Consider the following 16,370-nt stretch of genomic DNA (forward strand, 5'->3'; position numbering starts at 1 on the left):
GAATCCCCTCATCCTTTTAATATCGGTTTCAATCCGTAAACTTCTTCAAAATATCCAGATTTTTCCCCAAATGTCAAATGCTCAAGGGATAAGTCATCTTCGGCTGCCGCAGTAATAACCACCTGGTCGTGTTTAAGAGAAACCGTGATACGTCGGACCTTCTGCTGGCGGCTGTCATCAAGGGCATCCGCAAGACGCAGAATAGCGGCAAGCTTGGCTACAATCAGTCTGCTGTCCGGATCAAGTATACTGAATGCTGCAGACCCTTTCACCGGAGTTTCTACACTGTGATAACGTGCAATACAGGCAATAATATCCCGTTCTCTGTCTGATACGCCAATGATTTCCGATGATTGGATGATGTAGTAAGAATGAATATAATGCGCATTCATATCGATGAAGCTTCCGGCATCCTGGAGAATCGCTGCCAACTGCAGCAAAAGACGGCACCTTTTATCCAGCCCGTGAAGCGGCTTCAGACGATCAAATAAATGCAGCGCAAACTTCTCGACCGTAGCAATATGCTGCGCATCACAATTATATCTTGCCGCAATATTGCGTGCTGACCCGATAATATCCTCTGTGAAAGAATGATTAAATCTCCTTTTGTTATGTTCCAGTTCATTATGGATCAGGAGCCCGTCTGCCAGATCTGCTTCAGAAAGCAGAATACTCTTTGCGCCGGTCATCTCCAGCATGATTTTCAGTATCATGGCAGAAGGAAGAAGCTGATTGGCAGAGTCATAAGGTACCCGGTATTGCCGGGCAAGAACCTGAACCGGCATATTCAAAATATGGCGATAGAGTTCATTAAAACGTTCTCTGTTGATTTTATCGCTGCTTGTTTTCAAAAATGCTCTTTTAAATGCGAGGAGATCCGTTCCGACAAGAACAAAATGTTCGTAACGGACATTCTTCGGTGCAAACTGCTGATACCCGTTAATCTTGCTCATAATATAATCTTCCATGATATCTACATAATTACCCGTCTGGCCTTCAAGATTGCCAAGCATTTCGCGGATACGGAGCGGTCCCAGTTTGATGTTTCTGGAAAAAATAAATTGCCCGTTATTATAGACGGTCAATTGCATACTCCCGGAGCCGATGTCAATCAGCATGGTCCCTTCCTCAATCAGTTTACTGAATCCTTCTGTTTTATATGAAACCGCCTGATTATGCAGATAGCGTTCTTCCGCATTTGACAGCCATTCAAGATTAAGTCCTGTCTTAATCCGGATCTGTTCTTTGACATAGGCGGCATTTGCTGCCTCCTGAACAGAACTTGCGGCAACTGCTCTGTATTCATCCACGCCATAATCTTTCATAATCCGGACAAACCCGGCAAGCGCCCGGCAGGCCTGATCCACCGTACGGAAAGCAATCATGTCGTGATTATAGATATCGGCACCGATTGTGACATCGGCACTGACATCTTCGAGTACCTTAAGACTCGTCATATCGGCAATTTTCAGGTCGATCACCTGTAATCCTACTGTTATGGACGCAAAGAGTCTGTGTCTTCCCGTCGTCTTCACCCCATTTTCACAAGCCCTGTCTTTTCTTATCCGTAAAAATTCTTTGGATGATCGTGTCAGCGAACCCTGCCTCAGCCGGTGCCAGAGGCGGCCGGCCGGCAGGGTTTTCTTCATGAAACGGCATATTTCTGTCTTTATTATAAAGTAAAAGAACAAAGAACTTAACCGTCCTGACCGATCTTTACAAAAAAACACAGGATACTCCGGTCTCAGGTTTACTCCTGTCACCTGGATAAGACACTAAAGACAAAGAAAAACCCCGAACATTTTGCAGATGTTCAGGATAATCATACATGATCTTTATTTTCCTGTCTCATTCATTTCATCAGTGCATATTTTTTGTCCAGATAAAGATCGACAGCCGCAGCAACCCGGCGCCCCTCTTCGATTGCCCATACAATAAGGGAAGCACCCCGGCGCACATCACCTGCTGCAAATACGCCTTCCCGGCTGGTCATATAACTTTCTGCATCTGCCTGGACCACACGACCCGACGGATCTTTATCAACCTGAAAATCATCGATCAGCCGGTCTTCCGCACCAATGAAGCCGATCGCGATCAACACGATGTCGGCATCCCAGATCCGCTCTGTCTCATCTGACTGATCTGACTTAAATAATCCGGTAACCAGCTGTTTGACATGATTCTGCTCATCACCAATAAACTTGTTTGTCTTTATATAGTATGCACGCGGATCCCTGCCGAGCAGCTGGTCAGCTTCTTCGTAAGCATAATCCAGTGAGAAGACATTCGGATGTTCCGGCCAGGGATTATCTTTCTGCCGCTCGTCCGGGAGTCTGCCATGCTTTCCGAACTGCACGACACTGGTGCATCCCTGACGCAAAGCTGTTGCGACACAGTCTTCCCCTGTATCACCGCCGCCGATCACGATGACGCGTTTTCCTTTTGCATTTAAATCCGCTTTTAGCGGTTCGCCATAGAGTAAATGGCGATTACTTGCTGTCAGATAAACCATCGCCGGATTAATGCCATCGAGATTCCGTCCTTCAATCGACACATCCCGGTGCTTTCCCGCACCCGTGCAAAGCACAACGGCGTCATAATCGTCCCGAAGTTCTGACGGCGTGATGTCCCTGCCGACATCCACACCTGTCCGGAACGTTATCCCTTCCTTCTTAAGCAGACTGATCCGTCGATCGACAATATCCTTTTCAATTTTCATGCTGGGAATACCGTACATCAGGAGACCGCCCGGGCGGTCTGAACGTTCAAATACCGTGACCCTGTGGCCGATCTTGTTGAGCTGATCGGCACAGGCAAGTCCCGCCGGGCCCGATCCGATGACAGCTATTTTCTTATTTGTTCTGCGTCTGGGCGGATGCGGCGTAACCCATCCTTCTTCAAATGCCCGGTCGATAATGGCCCGTTCAATAGATTTAATGGAAACCGGCTCACTGACAAAACCTGCCGTACATGAGCCTTCACACGGTGCCGGGCAGGCTCTTGCCGTAAATTCCGGAAAATTATTTGTTTTCGTCAGACGTTCGTAAGCTTCTTTCCAGAGTCCATGATAGACAAGATCGTTCCACTCCGGAATCAAGTTGTGAATCGGACAGCCGCTTGTTCCTCTGTTCAGAACAGTACCCAACTGACAGTAGGGTGTCCCACAATCCATACAGCGGGCAGCCTGATTTCTGACATCTCCTTCTGACATGGTCAGCCGGTATTCATTCCAGTCATGAACCCGCTCAAGCGGTAAACGTTCTTTCTGATTCTTCTTCTCTATATTCAGGAAACCCATCAGTTGTCCCATAGTCACTCTTCATCCTTTCCGGATTTTCCCGATAATCACTTATTATACCGGCTGGTATTTGACATAGCCGGCCGTCAGCTTTCCACTCTTCTTTAAATAAAAAGCCTGTTCCTGAGCCTGCTTCTGAGACAGGCCTTCCGACTCCAATCGACTAATCTGTGCCAGCATGGTTTCATAATCGCGCGGGATGATCTTGACCAGCCGCTCAAGTGTCTCACTCCAGTGATCAAGCGCAGCCTTTGCTTTCGGGCTGCCGGTATAAGCGAGATGATTTTTCATCAGTTCGTATACCTTCATCTGCTCATCTTTCTCCGTCACTCGTTCGATATTGACGAGCGCCTGATTAATATGATGAACCAGCTGATCTTCGGGCTGTTCAGAAAGGATATAAGCCACTCCGCCGGACATTCCGGCAGCAAAATTCCGTCCTATTGCACCGAGAATGATCACGTTTCCGCCTGTCATATATTCGCATCCGTTCTCACCGACTCCTTCGACCACCGCCTGTGCCCCACTGTTGCGGACACAGAACCGGCCACCGGCAGTACCACGGATATAGGCTTCTCCATCCGTGGCACCAAAAAAGGCAACGTTCCCCATCATCGCCTGAGCGTCGGTATTCACACCGGCCACTTCTTCAGACCTGATGATCACTTTACCACCGGAGAGACCTTTTCCTACATAATCGTTGGCGTCGCCGATAAGTGACATCGTGACCCCTTTGGGAATAAACGAGGCAAAGCTCTGGCCGGCACTTCCGGCAAACTGAAGATTGATGGTATCCTCGGGTAAACCGCGACCGGCTGTAGACTTGGAAATCACATACCCCAGGGTAGTGCCCACCGTCCGATCTGCATTTCTGATCTTATAGGACAGATGAATCGGATGTTTATTTTCAATCGTCGACAGGCATGTAGATATCAGATGACGTTCATCGAAACGACGTTCCATATGATGATCCTGAGCCCGCGCAAAATGCCGTTTGGAGACATCGCTTTCGGCCTGATAGAGAAGATCCGAAAGATCAAGATGCTTTGCTTTCCAGTGATTATGCACTTCTTTTTTAATCCGCAGCAGGTGCGCCTGACCGATCACCTCATCCAGTGAGCGATAACCCAGATCAGCAAGCTGTTCGCGGAGATCCTGAGCGATGAAAGTCATAAAGTTGACAATGTAATCCGGACTGCCGGAAAAATTTTTGCGCAGTTCAGGATTCTGAGTCGCAATGCCGACAGGACAGGTGTCCAGATGACAATGGCGCATCATCAGACACCCGAGCACAACAAGCGGAGCTGTCGCAAAGCCGAACTCTTCAGCACCCAGGCAGGCAGCAATCAATACATCGCGGCCTGTCATCAGTTTTCCATCCGTTTCCAGTCTGACACGGTCGCGAAGCCCGTTCTTCATCAATGTCTGATGGGCTTCGGCCAGGCCGATTTCCCACGGAAGTCCGGCATGCTTAATCGATGTTTTGGACGCGGCACCTGTCCCGCCGTCATGGCCGCTGATCAGAATCACGTCGGCTTTTCCTTTCGCAACACCGGCAGCGATTGTTCCGACCCCGCCTTTGGCGACCAGTTTCACACTTATTCTCGCTTTTGGATTACTGGATTTCAGATCATAAATCAGCTGCGCCAGATCCTCAATAGAATAAATGTCATGGTGAGGCGGGGGTGAAATCAGGGCCACACCGGGCGTTGCTCTTCTTGTATGTGCAATCCAGGGGTACACTTTACCGGCAGGGAGCTGACCGCCCTCGCCCGGTTTTGCACCCTGTGCCATCTTGATCTGGAGTTCTGATGCTTCCGAAAGATAGTAGCTTGTTACGCCAAAACGTGCCGAGGCCACCTGTTTAATGGCACTCCTGCGCCAGTTACCCTTTGCGTCAGGGGTGAATCGTTCGGGATTTTCGCCGCCTTCACCGCTGTTGCTCTTTCCGCCAATCCGGTTCATGGCTATGGCCATGGCTTCATGTGCTTCTTTGCTGATTGATCCATAGGACATAGCCCCTGTTTTAAATCGTCTGAACAGGTTTTCAACGGGTTCGACCTCATCGACAGGAATCGGTTCTCTGTCTCTTTCGAAAGTCAGCAGGCTGCGAATAGTTGAGAATGGGGCATTGTCAACCATTTCCGCATAATCTTTATATAATTTATAATCATTTCGTCTTGTCGCCTGCTGAAGCATATGAATAATGAGCGGTTCAATTTTATGCTGCTCACCGCCCCTGCGCCATTGCAGCGTACTGCCGGCATCGAGTGATCTGAGTCTTCCTTCCCTGAGTTCATCAGTGGCTTTTCTGTGCCGTAAAATCGTTTCCTCAGCGATCTCGTCGAGTCCGATACCGCCGATCTGGGAAACGGTACCTTTAAAATATTTTTGAATCAGTTTATCTGAAAGACCGAGCGCTTCAAATGTCTGAGCACCCCTGTAACTCTGTATAGATGAAATACCTACCTTGGACATGATTTTCACAAGGCCGCCGACAAGTGCGGCTATATAATTCTTTTCGGCCGTTTCCTCATCCATAGTCAGATGTCCGGCCGTTCTCAGCGCACAGACCGTTTCAATGGCCAGATACGGATGAATGGCGTCTGCTCCGTAACCCAGCAGTAAAGCCACCTGGTGGCTGTCGCGCGGCTCTCCGGAATCAACAATCAGACTGACCTCCGGCCGGGTCCCCTTATCAATCAAATGATGATGCAGGGCACTGACTGCCAGCAGCGAAGGGATCGGCAAGTGATGTTCATCAATTTTTCGGTCAGAGAGAATCAACAGGGAAACCCCTTCATGGATCAGCTGATCAGCCTGTAAAATCACCTGATCCAGCGCATCGGAAAGGCCCTTCTCCCCTTTGTCTGCCGTAAAGAGTGTGTCAATCGTCGCCGACTTGAGCCCCTGACGGGTTACAGCGCGGAACGTGCGGCGATCCAGTATCGGATGCTCCAGCCGAATTTGTCTGGTCAGGTGATGCGTCGGATCAAGAAGTCCGACATGAGGGCCAAGCCAGGTGATCTTCGACATGACCCATGCCTCCCGGATCGCATCAATTGGCGGATTCGTCACCTGGGAGAACCATTGCTTAAAATAATCAAATAAGAGCTGCGGTTTATTGGAAAGAACAGCAAGCGGCGTGTCGTTTCCCATCGAACCGGTGGGTTCCTTTCCCTGTTCTGCCATCGGCTGTATCGCTTTAGTTACATCTTCATACGTATACCCCTGCACTTTCTGCTGATAAAGGCGCACGCTGCCGGGGAGTTTCTCCGGTTCTGCTGCTCCTCCTTTTAATTCAATAACCGTCTTTTTCAATAATTCCTGATAATTTTCAGAAAGGCTGATCTCTTTTTTGAGCTCGTCGCTCGGAATAATTCTTCCTTTCTCCGTGTCAATGAGCAGCAGCTGTCCAGGCTTCAGGTGACATCTTTCACGAATGTTTGCCGGATCCAGATCAGCCACACCCACCTCGGAGGAGAACACAACCTTGTCATCATTTGTAATATAGTAGCGGGCGGGGCGCAGACCGTTACGGTCCAGAACAGCACCAATCTGTTTACCGTTACAAAAGCCGAGCGCCATGGGACCATCCCACGGTTCCATCAGCCGGCTGTGAAATTCGTAGAACTGACGCAGATAATCCGGAAGTTCCGAATCCCCTTCCCACGGTTCCGGCACCATCATCATAATGGCATGCGGCAGCGAGAATCCGTGGAACGTCAGAAATTCCAGCACATTATCAAAAATGGCTGAGTCACTGCCTTCCGGATCAATAATCTGAGGCAGTCTTCCGCCCGACAGCCGTTTAGCCATGGCATTAAACCAGCTTATATTCCCGCGGATGGTATTGATTTCGCCATTATGAACAATCATACGGTTCGGGTGTGCCCTCTCCCAGCTTGGGAACGTATTTGTACTGTAGCGGGAATGCACTAAAGCGAGTGACGAAATAAAACGCTCATCCTGTAAATCCGTATAATAAGCGGCCACTTCTTTTGCACGAAGCATACCTTTATAGACCAGTGTCTGGCTGGAAAGACTTGCGACATAGATTTCACCTTTCAGCTTCTCTTCGATCGCTTTTCTTAACAGATACAATTTGATGTCCAGAGCCTGCCCTGAATCGTGAGATGCCGTCCCGATAAACATCTGCATCATAAACGGCGCTTTACTGCGGGCAAGCGGCGTGATTTCATTTTCAGATACCGGAACATCGCGTTCTCCATAAAGTCGCATGTTGCGTGCGGAAATACATGCCTTGATCTTTCCTATGGCCACAAGCCGGCTTGAACGGTCCTGAGGAAGGAAAAACATGCCGACGCCATAATGCCCGGCTTCAGGAAGAGAAAACGTGCACACTTCCTGAAAAAAACGATCCGGAATCTGTACAAGAATGCCAGCCCCGTCACCTGTTTTTCCATCAGCAGCTTTACCCGCCCGGTGATCAAGACGAGTGAGCATTTTAAGTGCTGTCCTGACCACATCATTTGTCGCCCGTCCTTTTATATCCGCATACAGACCAATACCACATGAATCATGTTCAAATTCAGGACGGTACAGGCCTTCCGTAACCTTTTCTCCTGTTTGACTTGTTGGCAGCATTAACCTCATCCTTCCTTCTGTATGCCATCATCACTCGTATATCTGCATCTATCTGTTCCACTTTTCAGAAAATGCTTTTCTGTCTCTTATCATTTTATTCCGAAAAGTATGTTGATTATATTTTACACTTTATATATCAATCTTTACAATATATAATTAAGAATATATCAATCTCATATTGATATGAATGGAGTCGGGATACATGGAATTGCGGCAAATTGAATATTTTATCGAAGCAGCAAAACGTGAACATATGACTAAAGCCGCCGAATCCCTGCACGTTGCCCAGTCAGCAGTCAGCAGGCAGATTGCGGTACTCGAAGAAGAACTTGGTATCGCCCTGTTCACACGAAAAGGCCGAAATATCCAGTTGACACCGGCCGGGAAAATCTTTCTGGAACATGCAGAGCGGGGATTAATAGAACTGAATAAAGCCAGACAAAAAATCAGGGAGCATCTTAATCCGGAAACAGGCACGATTCCTCTCGGGATCTCGACAAGCCTTTCCGTTCATACGCTGCCTGTCATCCTGCAAAACTTTAGAAAAGCCCATCCGGGCATTAGTTTTCAGTTGCATCAGGGGACGGTTCCCTACCTGATCCGGATGATTGAACAGGGGCGGATTGATCTCGCCTTTGCCTCCCCCGTCCCGAAAGATATTGACAGTGTTTCAAGCAAAATTCTTTACAGCGAACGACTGGTACTTTTGCTGCCGAAGCATCACCTTTTTGCAGGGCGCGGCCCGGTATCCTTATCCCAGCTGAAAGACGAACGGTTTATTACGTTCCGGAGCCGGCTGTCCCTTCAGGAATTGTTCCGCGAGGCCTGCGCGCAGGCAGGATTTAAGCCGAACATTGTCTTTGAAGGAGAAGATATGGATACGATTAAGGGACTCGTTGCTGCTAATTTCGGTATTGCGTTAATGCCGCAGAACTCGGTAGCCTATAATCTGTCTCCTGAGATTACAACCGCTGCGATTGAAGCGCCAAGAATATCCCGAACGGTCGGAGTCATCCGGCCGCGGGACCGGGAACTCGCCCCGTCAGAACAGCTGTTCTCCAGTTTTACAGATCAGTTCTATGAACGGTTGTATCGTTTTGGGCAGTAATACATGTGATGATATAAAGCGGGCATCCGGTTTGAAGACCGGATGCCCGCTTCCTATGTGTCAGGCCGTCTTTGTCTTTACTGACCGGACTCTTCTTCCTCAGCAATCAACCGGTCATGCCTCCTGCGTGACTCTTCGCCCACCTGTTCATCAGCATGATAGGAGGTACGCGCGAGCGGTCCCGACACACAATGACGAAAGCCTTTGGAAAGGGCAATTTCTCTCAGCTCATTAAATTCTTCCGGACTGTAATAACGCACAACGTCCAGATGTTTTCTCGTTGGCTGAAGATACTGACCGATAACCATAATGTCGACATGGTTGGCCAGTAAATCGTCCATAACCTGCAGTATTTCTTCCTTTGTTTCACCAAGACCCAGCATAATACTGGATTTAGTAGGTGTATTCGGGCTCAGTTCCTTGACCCGGCGCAGAACGGCAAGCGATCGGTCATAAGTTGCGATCGCCCGGACTCTTTTGGTTAATCTGCGAACGGTTTCTACATTATGGTCAAAAATATCAGGCTTCGCATCCATCAGGGTCTCGATACTTGCATCGTCACCCTTCATATCGGAAGGAAGAACCTCAATGGTACAGTATGGCACTTTTCTCCGGATGGCCCGGACCGTCTCGGCAAAAACACCGGCACCGCCATCATTCAGATCATCACGGGCAACTGCAGTAATGACGACATGACGAAGTTTCATTCTTTTCACTGAATCGGCAACGCGCTCCGGTTCTCTGAGGTCAAGTTCTGTCGGCCGTCCTGTCTTAACGGCACAAAACCTGCACCCGCGGGTACAGATATCACCAAGAATCATAAAAGTTGCGGTTCGTCTTGAAGCCCAGCATTCGTGGATGTTGGGACATTTCGCTTCTTCGCAGACCGTATGCAGCCTCTCCTGTCGCACTAATGTCCTGATTCCGCGAAAATCCTGGTTTGTATTCAGTCTGATCTTCAGCCAGTCCGGTTTTCTCAGAAATTCTCTATGTTTCTCCATTGAAGTTCTCCCCTTCCGGATGATTTATCTTTTCCAGTTCCAGGCATCCGTCTCATATTTTGTCCGTGCAAGTATCCGAACCTGTTCTTCTTCCGCCCGTGTGATGCCTTCTGTCTCCAGTTTTATGCCAAGGCCCTGCTCAAACCCTTGATAAAAAGCCTGTTTCACCTCATCCAGAGTGATTCTCCGGCGGGCAATCTCATCGATCGTCACGGCTTTGTGCAGAAAAGCCTGCCTGGCGCGGTCGCGGACCCGATTGTTCGGGTAGATGAAACAATCGAAGAGTTCTTCCCTGTCGATATCAATCGGGATAGATCCATGCTGAAGAATCATCCCTTTCTGCCGCGTCTGAGCACTTCCTGCTGCTTTTCTGCCTTCAACAACAAGTTCATACCATGACGCCTCTTCAAAGCAGACGGGTGAATGACTGTGGCTTTTTTTCTTTTCAGGTATGGCAAGTTCTGCGTGGAGGCCAAGATGGCTGAACCCTTTGAGCAATCCCTCTGAAATCAGTCGATAGGCACCGACAACACTTCCCGGCATATCCGGATCATCCTCCGGTATCAGGACACTGTAAGTCAGTTCATGATGATGAAGTACAGCCTGCCCGCCTGTCAGCCGGCGAACCAGTTTGATTCCGTGACGCCGGATTCCCTCGCTGCTGATTCTTCCTTTTGTTTTCTGAAAATAGCCGATGGAAAGGCCGGGCGGATCCCATCCGTAAAACCGGAGAACCGGCTTTTTTCTGCCGCCTGCTCCGCGATTCAGAAGATATTCATCAAGGGCCATATTATAGGCCGGGGTCTGCCTGCCTGAATCCATAAAAGACCAGTGATCTGACTGCATCTTATCGTTTCGCCCCCAGGGGCAGTCCATAAAATGTTAGCGCTGCCATTATTCTGATTCTCTCACGTCGTCCTTCTCCTCTATCATATCAGGAATTCCCCGTTAAGGGTAGCAGAATCATAGCAGCACGTCTTATCCGGCTGAACTTCCCCTTTAAGGGTCTGTATCATTGAAACATGGGATATGTTAAACTTAAAGGATAGATCATTTATGACGTTGCCGGTTCGGGAATTGCCCGACAGCTGCATCTTAAGGTTGTTCCGAAGTGAAAAGGAGATTATTGTACGTGAAGTGTTACCTGCAATTGACTTTCATCCCTCAGATTGAAAAAGAGCAGAATTTTTTTCTCTGGCTGACAGATGAAAACGGTCATCCGCTGCCGTTTCCGGGAACCGGTGAAGCGGAAGAAGCTGGACCCGAATGGCTGAAGGCAGGGTCGCCTTACCATCTGGTCCCGGCTCAGGCGTCCTTTATCAGCACCGACCGTACGTATCCGGTGTCCGGCGCTCTGTCAACAATGGAAAGCGTTTACCGGATGATCCGTCATCTGTGCCCGGCAGAACGGGTTTCGGATATAGCACCCGGCCAGACCATGCAATGGTTCGGTCATATCGCCGAAGCTGTATCACTGATCATTGATCAGGGCCAGTTCTATCCGTATATGTATCACCTGGAAGATGCAGACCGAACCCGCAGCTACTTCTGCACCTGGTTGCCTGTCCCGGGCCCCCTTCTTCAGAGCGGGCTTTTTTCTGACTGGCTCAGCCGGCTTCCCCATCTGTCCTTCGAAATTGCCGACCTGCAGGATGAACGCGTGCAGCAATGGCTCTATCTCATTGTCATTTACTGGATGAATGCCCTTATCCGGCATCATACTGCCGCTTCTGAAATGAAGGGTCCTGATCACCTGACCGGACGACTGGAAAGATCTTTTCCCTTCAATTTTTCGGAAAAACCGTGGATCACAACAGCTGATCCGGATCAGATTGAAAAACTGAATCTTCTGGAACTCGAAGTTGCCGAATGGGTGGAGCCGGCAGCCGGAAAAGAGTCCCGTAAATGGATAGCTGCACTGATCAATTTTAAAAAGAAGCAGAATAAGGAAAACTTTCTCCCAGACAGGCTGACTGTCTCACTCGAACCGGACCATCCGGAAGATCCATTTTCAGCCAATACGCTTTGGGCTTATGATGTCCACGTGTTCGGTACCCAGGACGGAGAACGACTCGAAAAACCACTGGAGGCATTTCGGAATACCATCGCACTGGCAGGCAAAAAATGGCTGGATAAGCAGCTGAAACAACTGAGCGATGCAGTTCCCGAAAAAGTGATGCAGCTGTTTGAAGGTTCGGGTCGCGGATACCTCAGTTCTCCCGACATCTCCGAACTTTATCAGCAGAAGGGTACACTTGAGACGTATGCTGTCAGGCTGCTTTTCCCGGCAGATCTGAAAATCAGTGACAGCCCCGACACAGTATCTGTTGATCTGAGTATTCATTCAGCGCCCGGACAGGATGGATCACTGTTCAGTCTTGCCTCATTAATCAGTTACGACTGGCGGATTTCCATAGGCGATCTTCAGCTGTCAGCTGAAACGTTCAGACAGCTTGTGAAAGCCAATCAGTCCTTCATCCGCCATGGCAACAAGTGGATTCACCTGCCCAGACTCAAAATGGAGAAGGCCTTTCAGGAAATCAGCGACGCCATGGAGTTGTTTGAAAACCGGCCTGATGTCGCAGCAGCTCTGCGTCTGGAAGCGGTAACGCGCAGAAAGCGGAACCGGCTCACCCACATACGCATGACAGCCGATCTGGAAAATTATTTGAAAAATATCCTGAAAAAGCCCTCACGTACCGTTCCTGTTCCGTCAGGATTTACAGGCGAGCTCCGTCCCTACCAGAAAAAGGGATATACCTGGCTCGTCAACCTGCGACGGAGACATGTCGGCGGTTGTCTGGCAGATGATATGGGGCTGGGAAAAACGGTTCAGGCCATTGCCTATCTCGATTATTGCCGTCAGCTTCCTTCAAAGGAAGCACCGGATACCCCGTCCCTGATTATCTGTCCGACCTCGCTTGTTGCGAACTGGAAACACGAATTTAACACTTTTTCACCCGGGCTCGACATTTATATACACCATGGATCCGCCCGACTTCACGGTGATCGGCTGATGCAGCGGATCAGACAGGCCGATGTCGTCGTAACCAGTTATACGATTTACACCAAAGAGGCCTCCTGGTTTGAGCAGATCGTCTGGCGCAGCGCGATCCTTGACGAGGCTCAGGCGATCAAAAACCCGCACGCACAGAAAACACGTGCCCTGAGAACCATACGATGCGCGCACAGACTGGCTTTGACCGGCACGCCGATTGAGAACAGGCTTGAAGAACTCTGGTCCATCATGGATTTTTTGAATCCCGGCTATCTCGGTACGCTGGAACGGTTCCGCAGACAGTTTATCCGTCCGGTAGAGAAAAAGAACAGCCGCACGCGGGCAGCAGATCTGACCCGGATTATTCAGCCGTTTATTCTGCGCCGGGAAAAAACGGACAAACGGATCATTCGTGATCTTCCTGATAAATTTGAAACCAAAAAAACCTGTTATCTCAGTAAAGATCAGGCTTCTCTTTATCAGTCTATTGTCAATCGGCTGGAACAGAAAGTCAGATCTGCCGGCGGTATTCAGAGAAAAGGACTGATCCTGTCCGCGCTGACCCGGCTGAAACAGGTCTGTGATGACCCGGCCCTGATTATGAGTGGAGAGGGCGGTAAAAAAGCATCGGGAAAACTCGCACTCTTTTATGATCTTTTGGATCCGTTGTTCAGCCGCGGGAAAAAAGTCCTCGTTTTCACCCAATATGTCGGGATGGGAGAAAAATTGCTCCATGAAACGAAAAAAAGATATCCGGACGCTGATATCTCTTTCCTTCATGGATCTCTTTCGGCCAGAAAGCGGGAACAGTTCATCCGCAAATTCCAGGAAGATACCCAAGGCCCTGCCTGTTTTATCCTGTCCCTGAAAGCCGGTGGTGTCGGGATTAATCTGACAGCCGCAAGTTACGTCATTCACTATGACCGCTGGTGGAATCCGGCCGTCGAAGAACAGGCGACAGACAGAGCTTACCGTATCGGCCAGAAACATAATGTACAGGTGTATAAATTAATCTGCAGCGGAACACTTGAGGAAAGGATCGACCAGCTGATTGAACAGAAAAAGACACTTCAGCAGCAGATCCTTAATAAAGGAGAAGGCTGGGTGACCGAACTGAGTGACAGTGAAATTTTCGATCTGATTCGATTAAGAGAAGGCGTGATGTAAAGTGAAGGGGCTCATTTCGATACATGATCCTCAGCTGGCTGACTGGCTGATCCATTTTTCCGGGACAATAGACCGTACAAAATTCAGCAGAGGTTATGATTTTTGCCGCCGTAACCGTGTATGGGACTACCATGCTTCACAGACATCGATCCACGCCAATGTTGAAGACCGTCATTCGGAATTTTGCCAGGTCGATATCAGATGGGATGCAGCCCGCAGTGATCCTGCCGGCCCCCTCCCCCGGTACATGGACAAAAGAACTTTCCATTGCAGCTGCGGCGGAGAGCTGCCCTGTGAACATATTGCAGCCGTCATCATTTACCGGATCTCCGAGCTCGATAAATCAAAAAAGGTGCAGAAAATCTCTGCTGTTCTGCCTGTCAATGATGATTTTGAATATCAGAGGATGCTCTCTGTATTCGGAAAACAGATAAAAAAACAGACGCCTGCTTTTACCCGGTTTGATCCATCGAAACTCCGGATCCGTCCTGATTTTCAGAAGGAAGCCTGCCGTCTGATTGAAACCGCCATGAAGAGCATGCGCGAAGATCCGTGAGCTCCTGTTTTCGGATGGCTTCAGGTCGTAACAAGGCACGCTCCCTCTCCCGGGTCCGTAAGTCACCATCCCCTGCCGGAAAACAGATGTGGTCCGGGCCTTCCTTTTTCCTGCGGCAGTGTGCTAAACTATTTTTAAACCCATTTTTTCGGTATGACACGCCTTAACACGACAGGCATACGGATTTTAAAATGATTTTGCCATTAAGTGAATCTTGTTGTCTCTTTAGCTTCGGGTTATAATGCAAGATATATATAGACAAAAAGCGCTTTCCGCCACCCGGAAATCAGCGAAAAGCGCGGGGATGACCGGATAATCGCAAGTGTTACGGGGAGTGATGGGATTGGAAAAAGTAACTGTGGGGCTGCTTGGTTTCGGTACAGTAGGCACCGGTGTTGTCCGACTGTTGACCAGGGATCAGGAAAGACTGAAGAAGAGAACCGGTTGCAGAATTGATTTAAAAAAAGTTCTGGTCCGCAATAAAAACAGACCCAGAAAGGTGCTTATTGACAATCGCAAGCTGACAACCGATATTTCAGATATACTGGATGATCCGGAAATTGATATCGTTATTGAGCTGATCGGTGGAGTAGACAGAGCCTATCGCTATATTCTGCGCGCACTCCATGCCGGAAAAAATGTGATTACAGCTAACAAAGACCTGATGGCCACTTATGGTGAGGAACTCCTCATGTCAGCCAGGGAAAGGGATTGCGACCTCTATTACGAAGCCAGTGTGGCAGGAGGTATCCCCATTCTCAAAACCCTGACGGACAGTCTGGGGGCCGACCGGATCCGGAAAATGATTGGTATTGTCAACGGAACGACCAATTATATACTGAGTAAAATGAGTCATGACGGGCTGTCTTACGAAAAGGCCCTTTCATCCGCTCAGGCACTCGGTTTTGCCGAAGCAGATCCCACATCGGATGTTGAAGGTCTGGATGCCGCAAGAAAAATGGTCATCCTCAGCCACCTCGCCTACTCCATTCCAGTGACGATGGATGATGTGCGGATTGACGGCATTACCAATGTCACGCGTGAGGATATTATTTATGCCCATAAACTGGGCTATACAATCAAACTCGTCGGTATATCAGAAGTCAGCAATGATGAAATTGATGTACGGGTTGCACCGACACTGTTACCGGATGATCATCCGCTTTCGTCTGTAGATAACGAAAATAATGCGATCTACGTATACAGTGAAGCACTTGGTGAAACGATGTATTACGGGCCCGGCGCAGGTGAAGGCCCGACTGCAGTCTCCGTGATCTCGGACCTGATGTCCATCGTGCGAAACATCCGTCTGGGCGTAACAGGAAAACATATTTTCCTGCCTAAGAAAGAAATGCATGCCCGAAAAGAAAGTCAGATGGAAAGCCAGTTTTTTGTCAGGCTGCATATTAAGGACGAGCCCGGCTCTTTTTCAAAGCTGACCGACTTATTTAAAGAACAGCATATCAGTCTTGAAAAGCTGTATCAGGAACCCATTGCCGGTGATCAGGCAGCAGAGGTTTCCATTATCACCCATAAAACCGGCAAGTTACTTTTCGAAAAATCTTTTGAAAAATTAAAAAGTCTGGATGTTGTGTTAAACATAAAATACTTTGGCGTTGAGAGGGGATAAGCAA

Annotated in this window: 9 protein-coding genes; 4 read left to right on the forward strand and 5 right to left on the reverse strand. The window is 48.9% G+C overall.

Going from position 1 to position 16,370, the window contains the following annotated elements; translation table 11 throughout:
• Nucleotides 1-8 precede the first annotated feature (8 nt).
• The 3 genes from EWH91_RS03660 to gltB all read right to left on the reverse strand — a co-directional run bounded on the left by EWH91_RS03660 (nucleotide 9) and on the right by gltB (nucleotide 7,906).
• The gene (locus tag EWH91_RS03660) at nucleotides 9-1,649 is read right to left on the reverse strand and encodes a Ppx/GppA phosphatase family protein (RefSeq protein ID WP_129928669.1); all 1,641 of its coding nucleotides are present in this window, start codon (nucleotides 1,647-1,649) and stop codon (nucleotides 9-11) included.
• A 203-nt stretch (nucleotides 1,650-1,852) separates the two neighbouring features.
• Nucleotides 1,853-3,310 carry a glutamate synthase subunit beta gene (locus EWH91_RS03665; protein WP_129928670.1) on the reverse strand — a complete coding sequence of 486 codons (1,458 nt, stop codon included), beginning with the start codon at nucleotides 3,308-3,310 and terminating at the stop codon, nucleotides 1,853-1,855.
• A gap of 42 nt (nucleotides 3,311-3,352) precedes the next feature.
• Nucleotides 3,353-7,906, reverse strand: a complete 4,554-nt coding sequence (gene gltB / locus EWH91_RS03670) for a glutamate synthase large subunit (protein WP_129928671.1) — start codon at nucleotides 7,904-7,906, stop codon at nucleotides 3,353-3,355.
• 202 nt (nucleotides 7,907-8,108) lie between these two features.
• Between gltB and gltC the strand changes: the two genes are divergently transcribed.
• Nucleotides 8,109-9,014: a glutamate biosynthesis transcriptional regulator GltC gene (gltC, locus tag EWH91_RS03675; protein WP_129928672.1), complete on the forward strand. Its 906-nt coding sequence runs from the start codon at nucleotides 8,109-8,111 to the stop codon at nucleotides 9,012-9,014.
• 77 nt (nucleotides 9,015-9,091) lie between these two features.
• On the opposite strand, the gene lipA is transcribed toward gltC, so the two are convergent.
• Both lipA and EWH91_RS03685 read right to left on the reverse strand, forming a co-directional pair.
• The gene (lipA, locus tag EWH91_RS03680) at nucleotides 9,092-10,015 is read right to left on the reverse strand and encodes a lipoyl synthase (protein WP_129928673.1); all 924 of its coding nucleotides are present in this window, start codon (nucleotides 10,013-10,015) and stop codon (nucleotides 9,092-9,094) included.
• A gap of 24 nt (nucleotides 10,016-10,039) precedes the next feature.
• Entirely contained in the window at nucleotides 10,040-10,861 is an 822-nt protein-coding gene (locus tag EWH91_RS03685; protein ID WP_129928674.1) for a lipoate--protein ligase family protein, read from the reverse strand.
• A gap of 286 nt (nucleotides 10,862-11,147) precedes the next feature.
• Here EWH91_RS03685 and EWH91_RS03690 point away from each other — a divergent pair, with 286 nt between their 5' ends.
• From EWH91_RS03690 to EWH91_RS03700, 3 genes are all read left to right on the forward strand, one after another.
• Nucleotides 11,148-14,180, forward strand: a complete 3,033-nt coding sequence (locus EWH91_RS03690) for a DEAD/DEAH box helicase (RefSeq protein ID WP_129928675.1) — start codon at nucleotides 11,148-11,150, stop codon at nucleotides 14,178-14,180.
• Between the two features lies 1 nt (nucleotide 14,181).
• Nucleotides 14,182-14,736, forward strand: a complete 555-nt coding sequence (locus EWH91_RS03695; protein ID WP_129928676.1) for an SWIM zinc finger family protein — start codon at nucleotides 14,182-14,184, stop codon at nucleotides 14,734-14,736.
• Nucleotides 14,737-15,079: 343 nt separating this feature from the next.
• Nucleotides 15,080-16,366, forward strand: a complete 1,287-nt coding sequence (locus tag EWH91_RS03700) for a homoserine dehydrogenase (protein ID WP_129928677.1) — start codon at nucleotides 15,080-15,082, stop codon at nucleotides 16,364-16,366.
• Nucleotides 16,367-16,370 lie beyond the last annotated feature (4 nt).

The organism is Sporolactobacillus sp. THM19-2, from assembly GCF_004153195.1.
Classification (GTDB): Bacteria; Bacillota; Bacilli; order Bacillales; family Sporolactobacillaceae; genus Sporolactobacillus.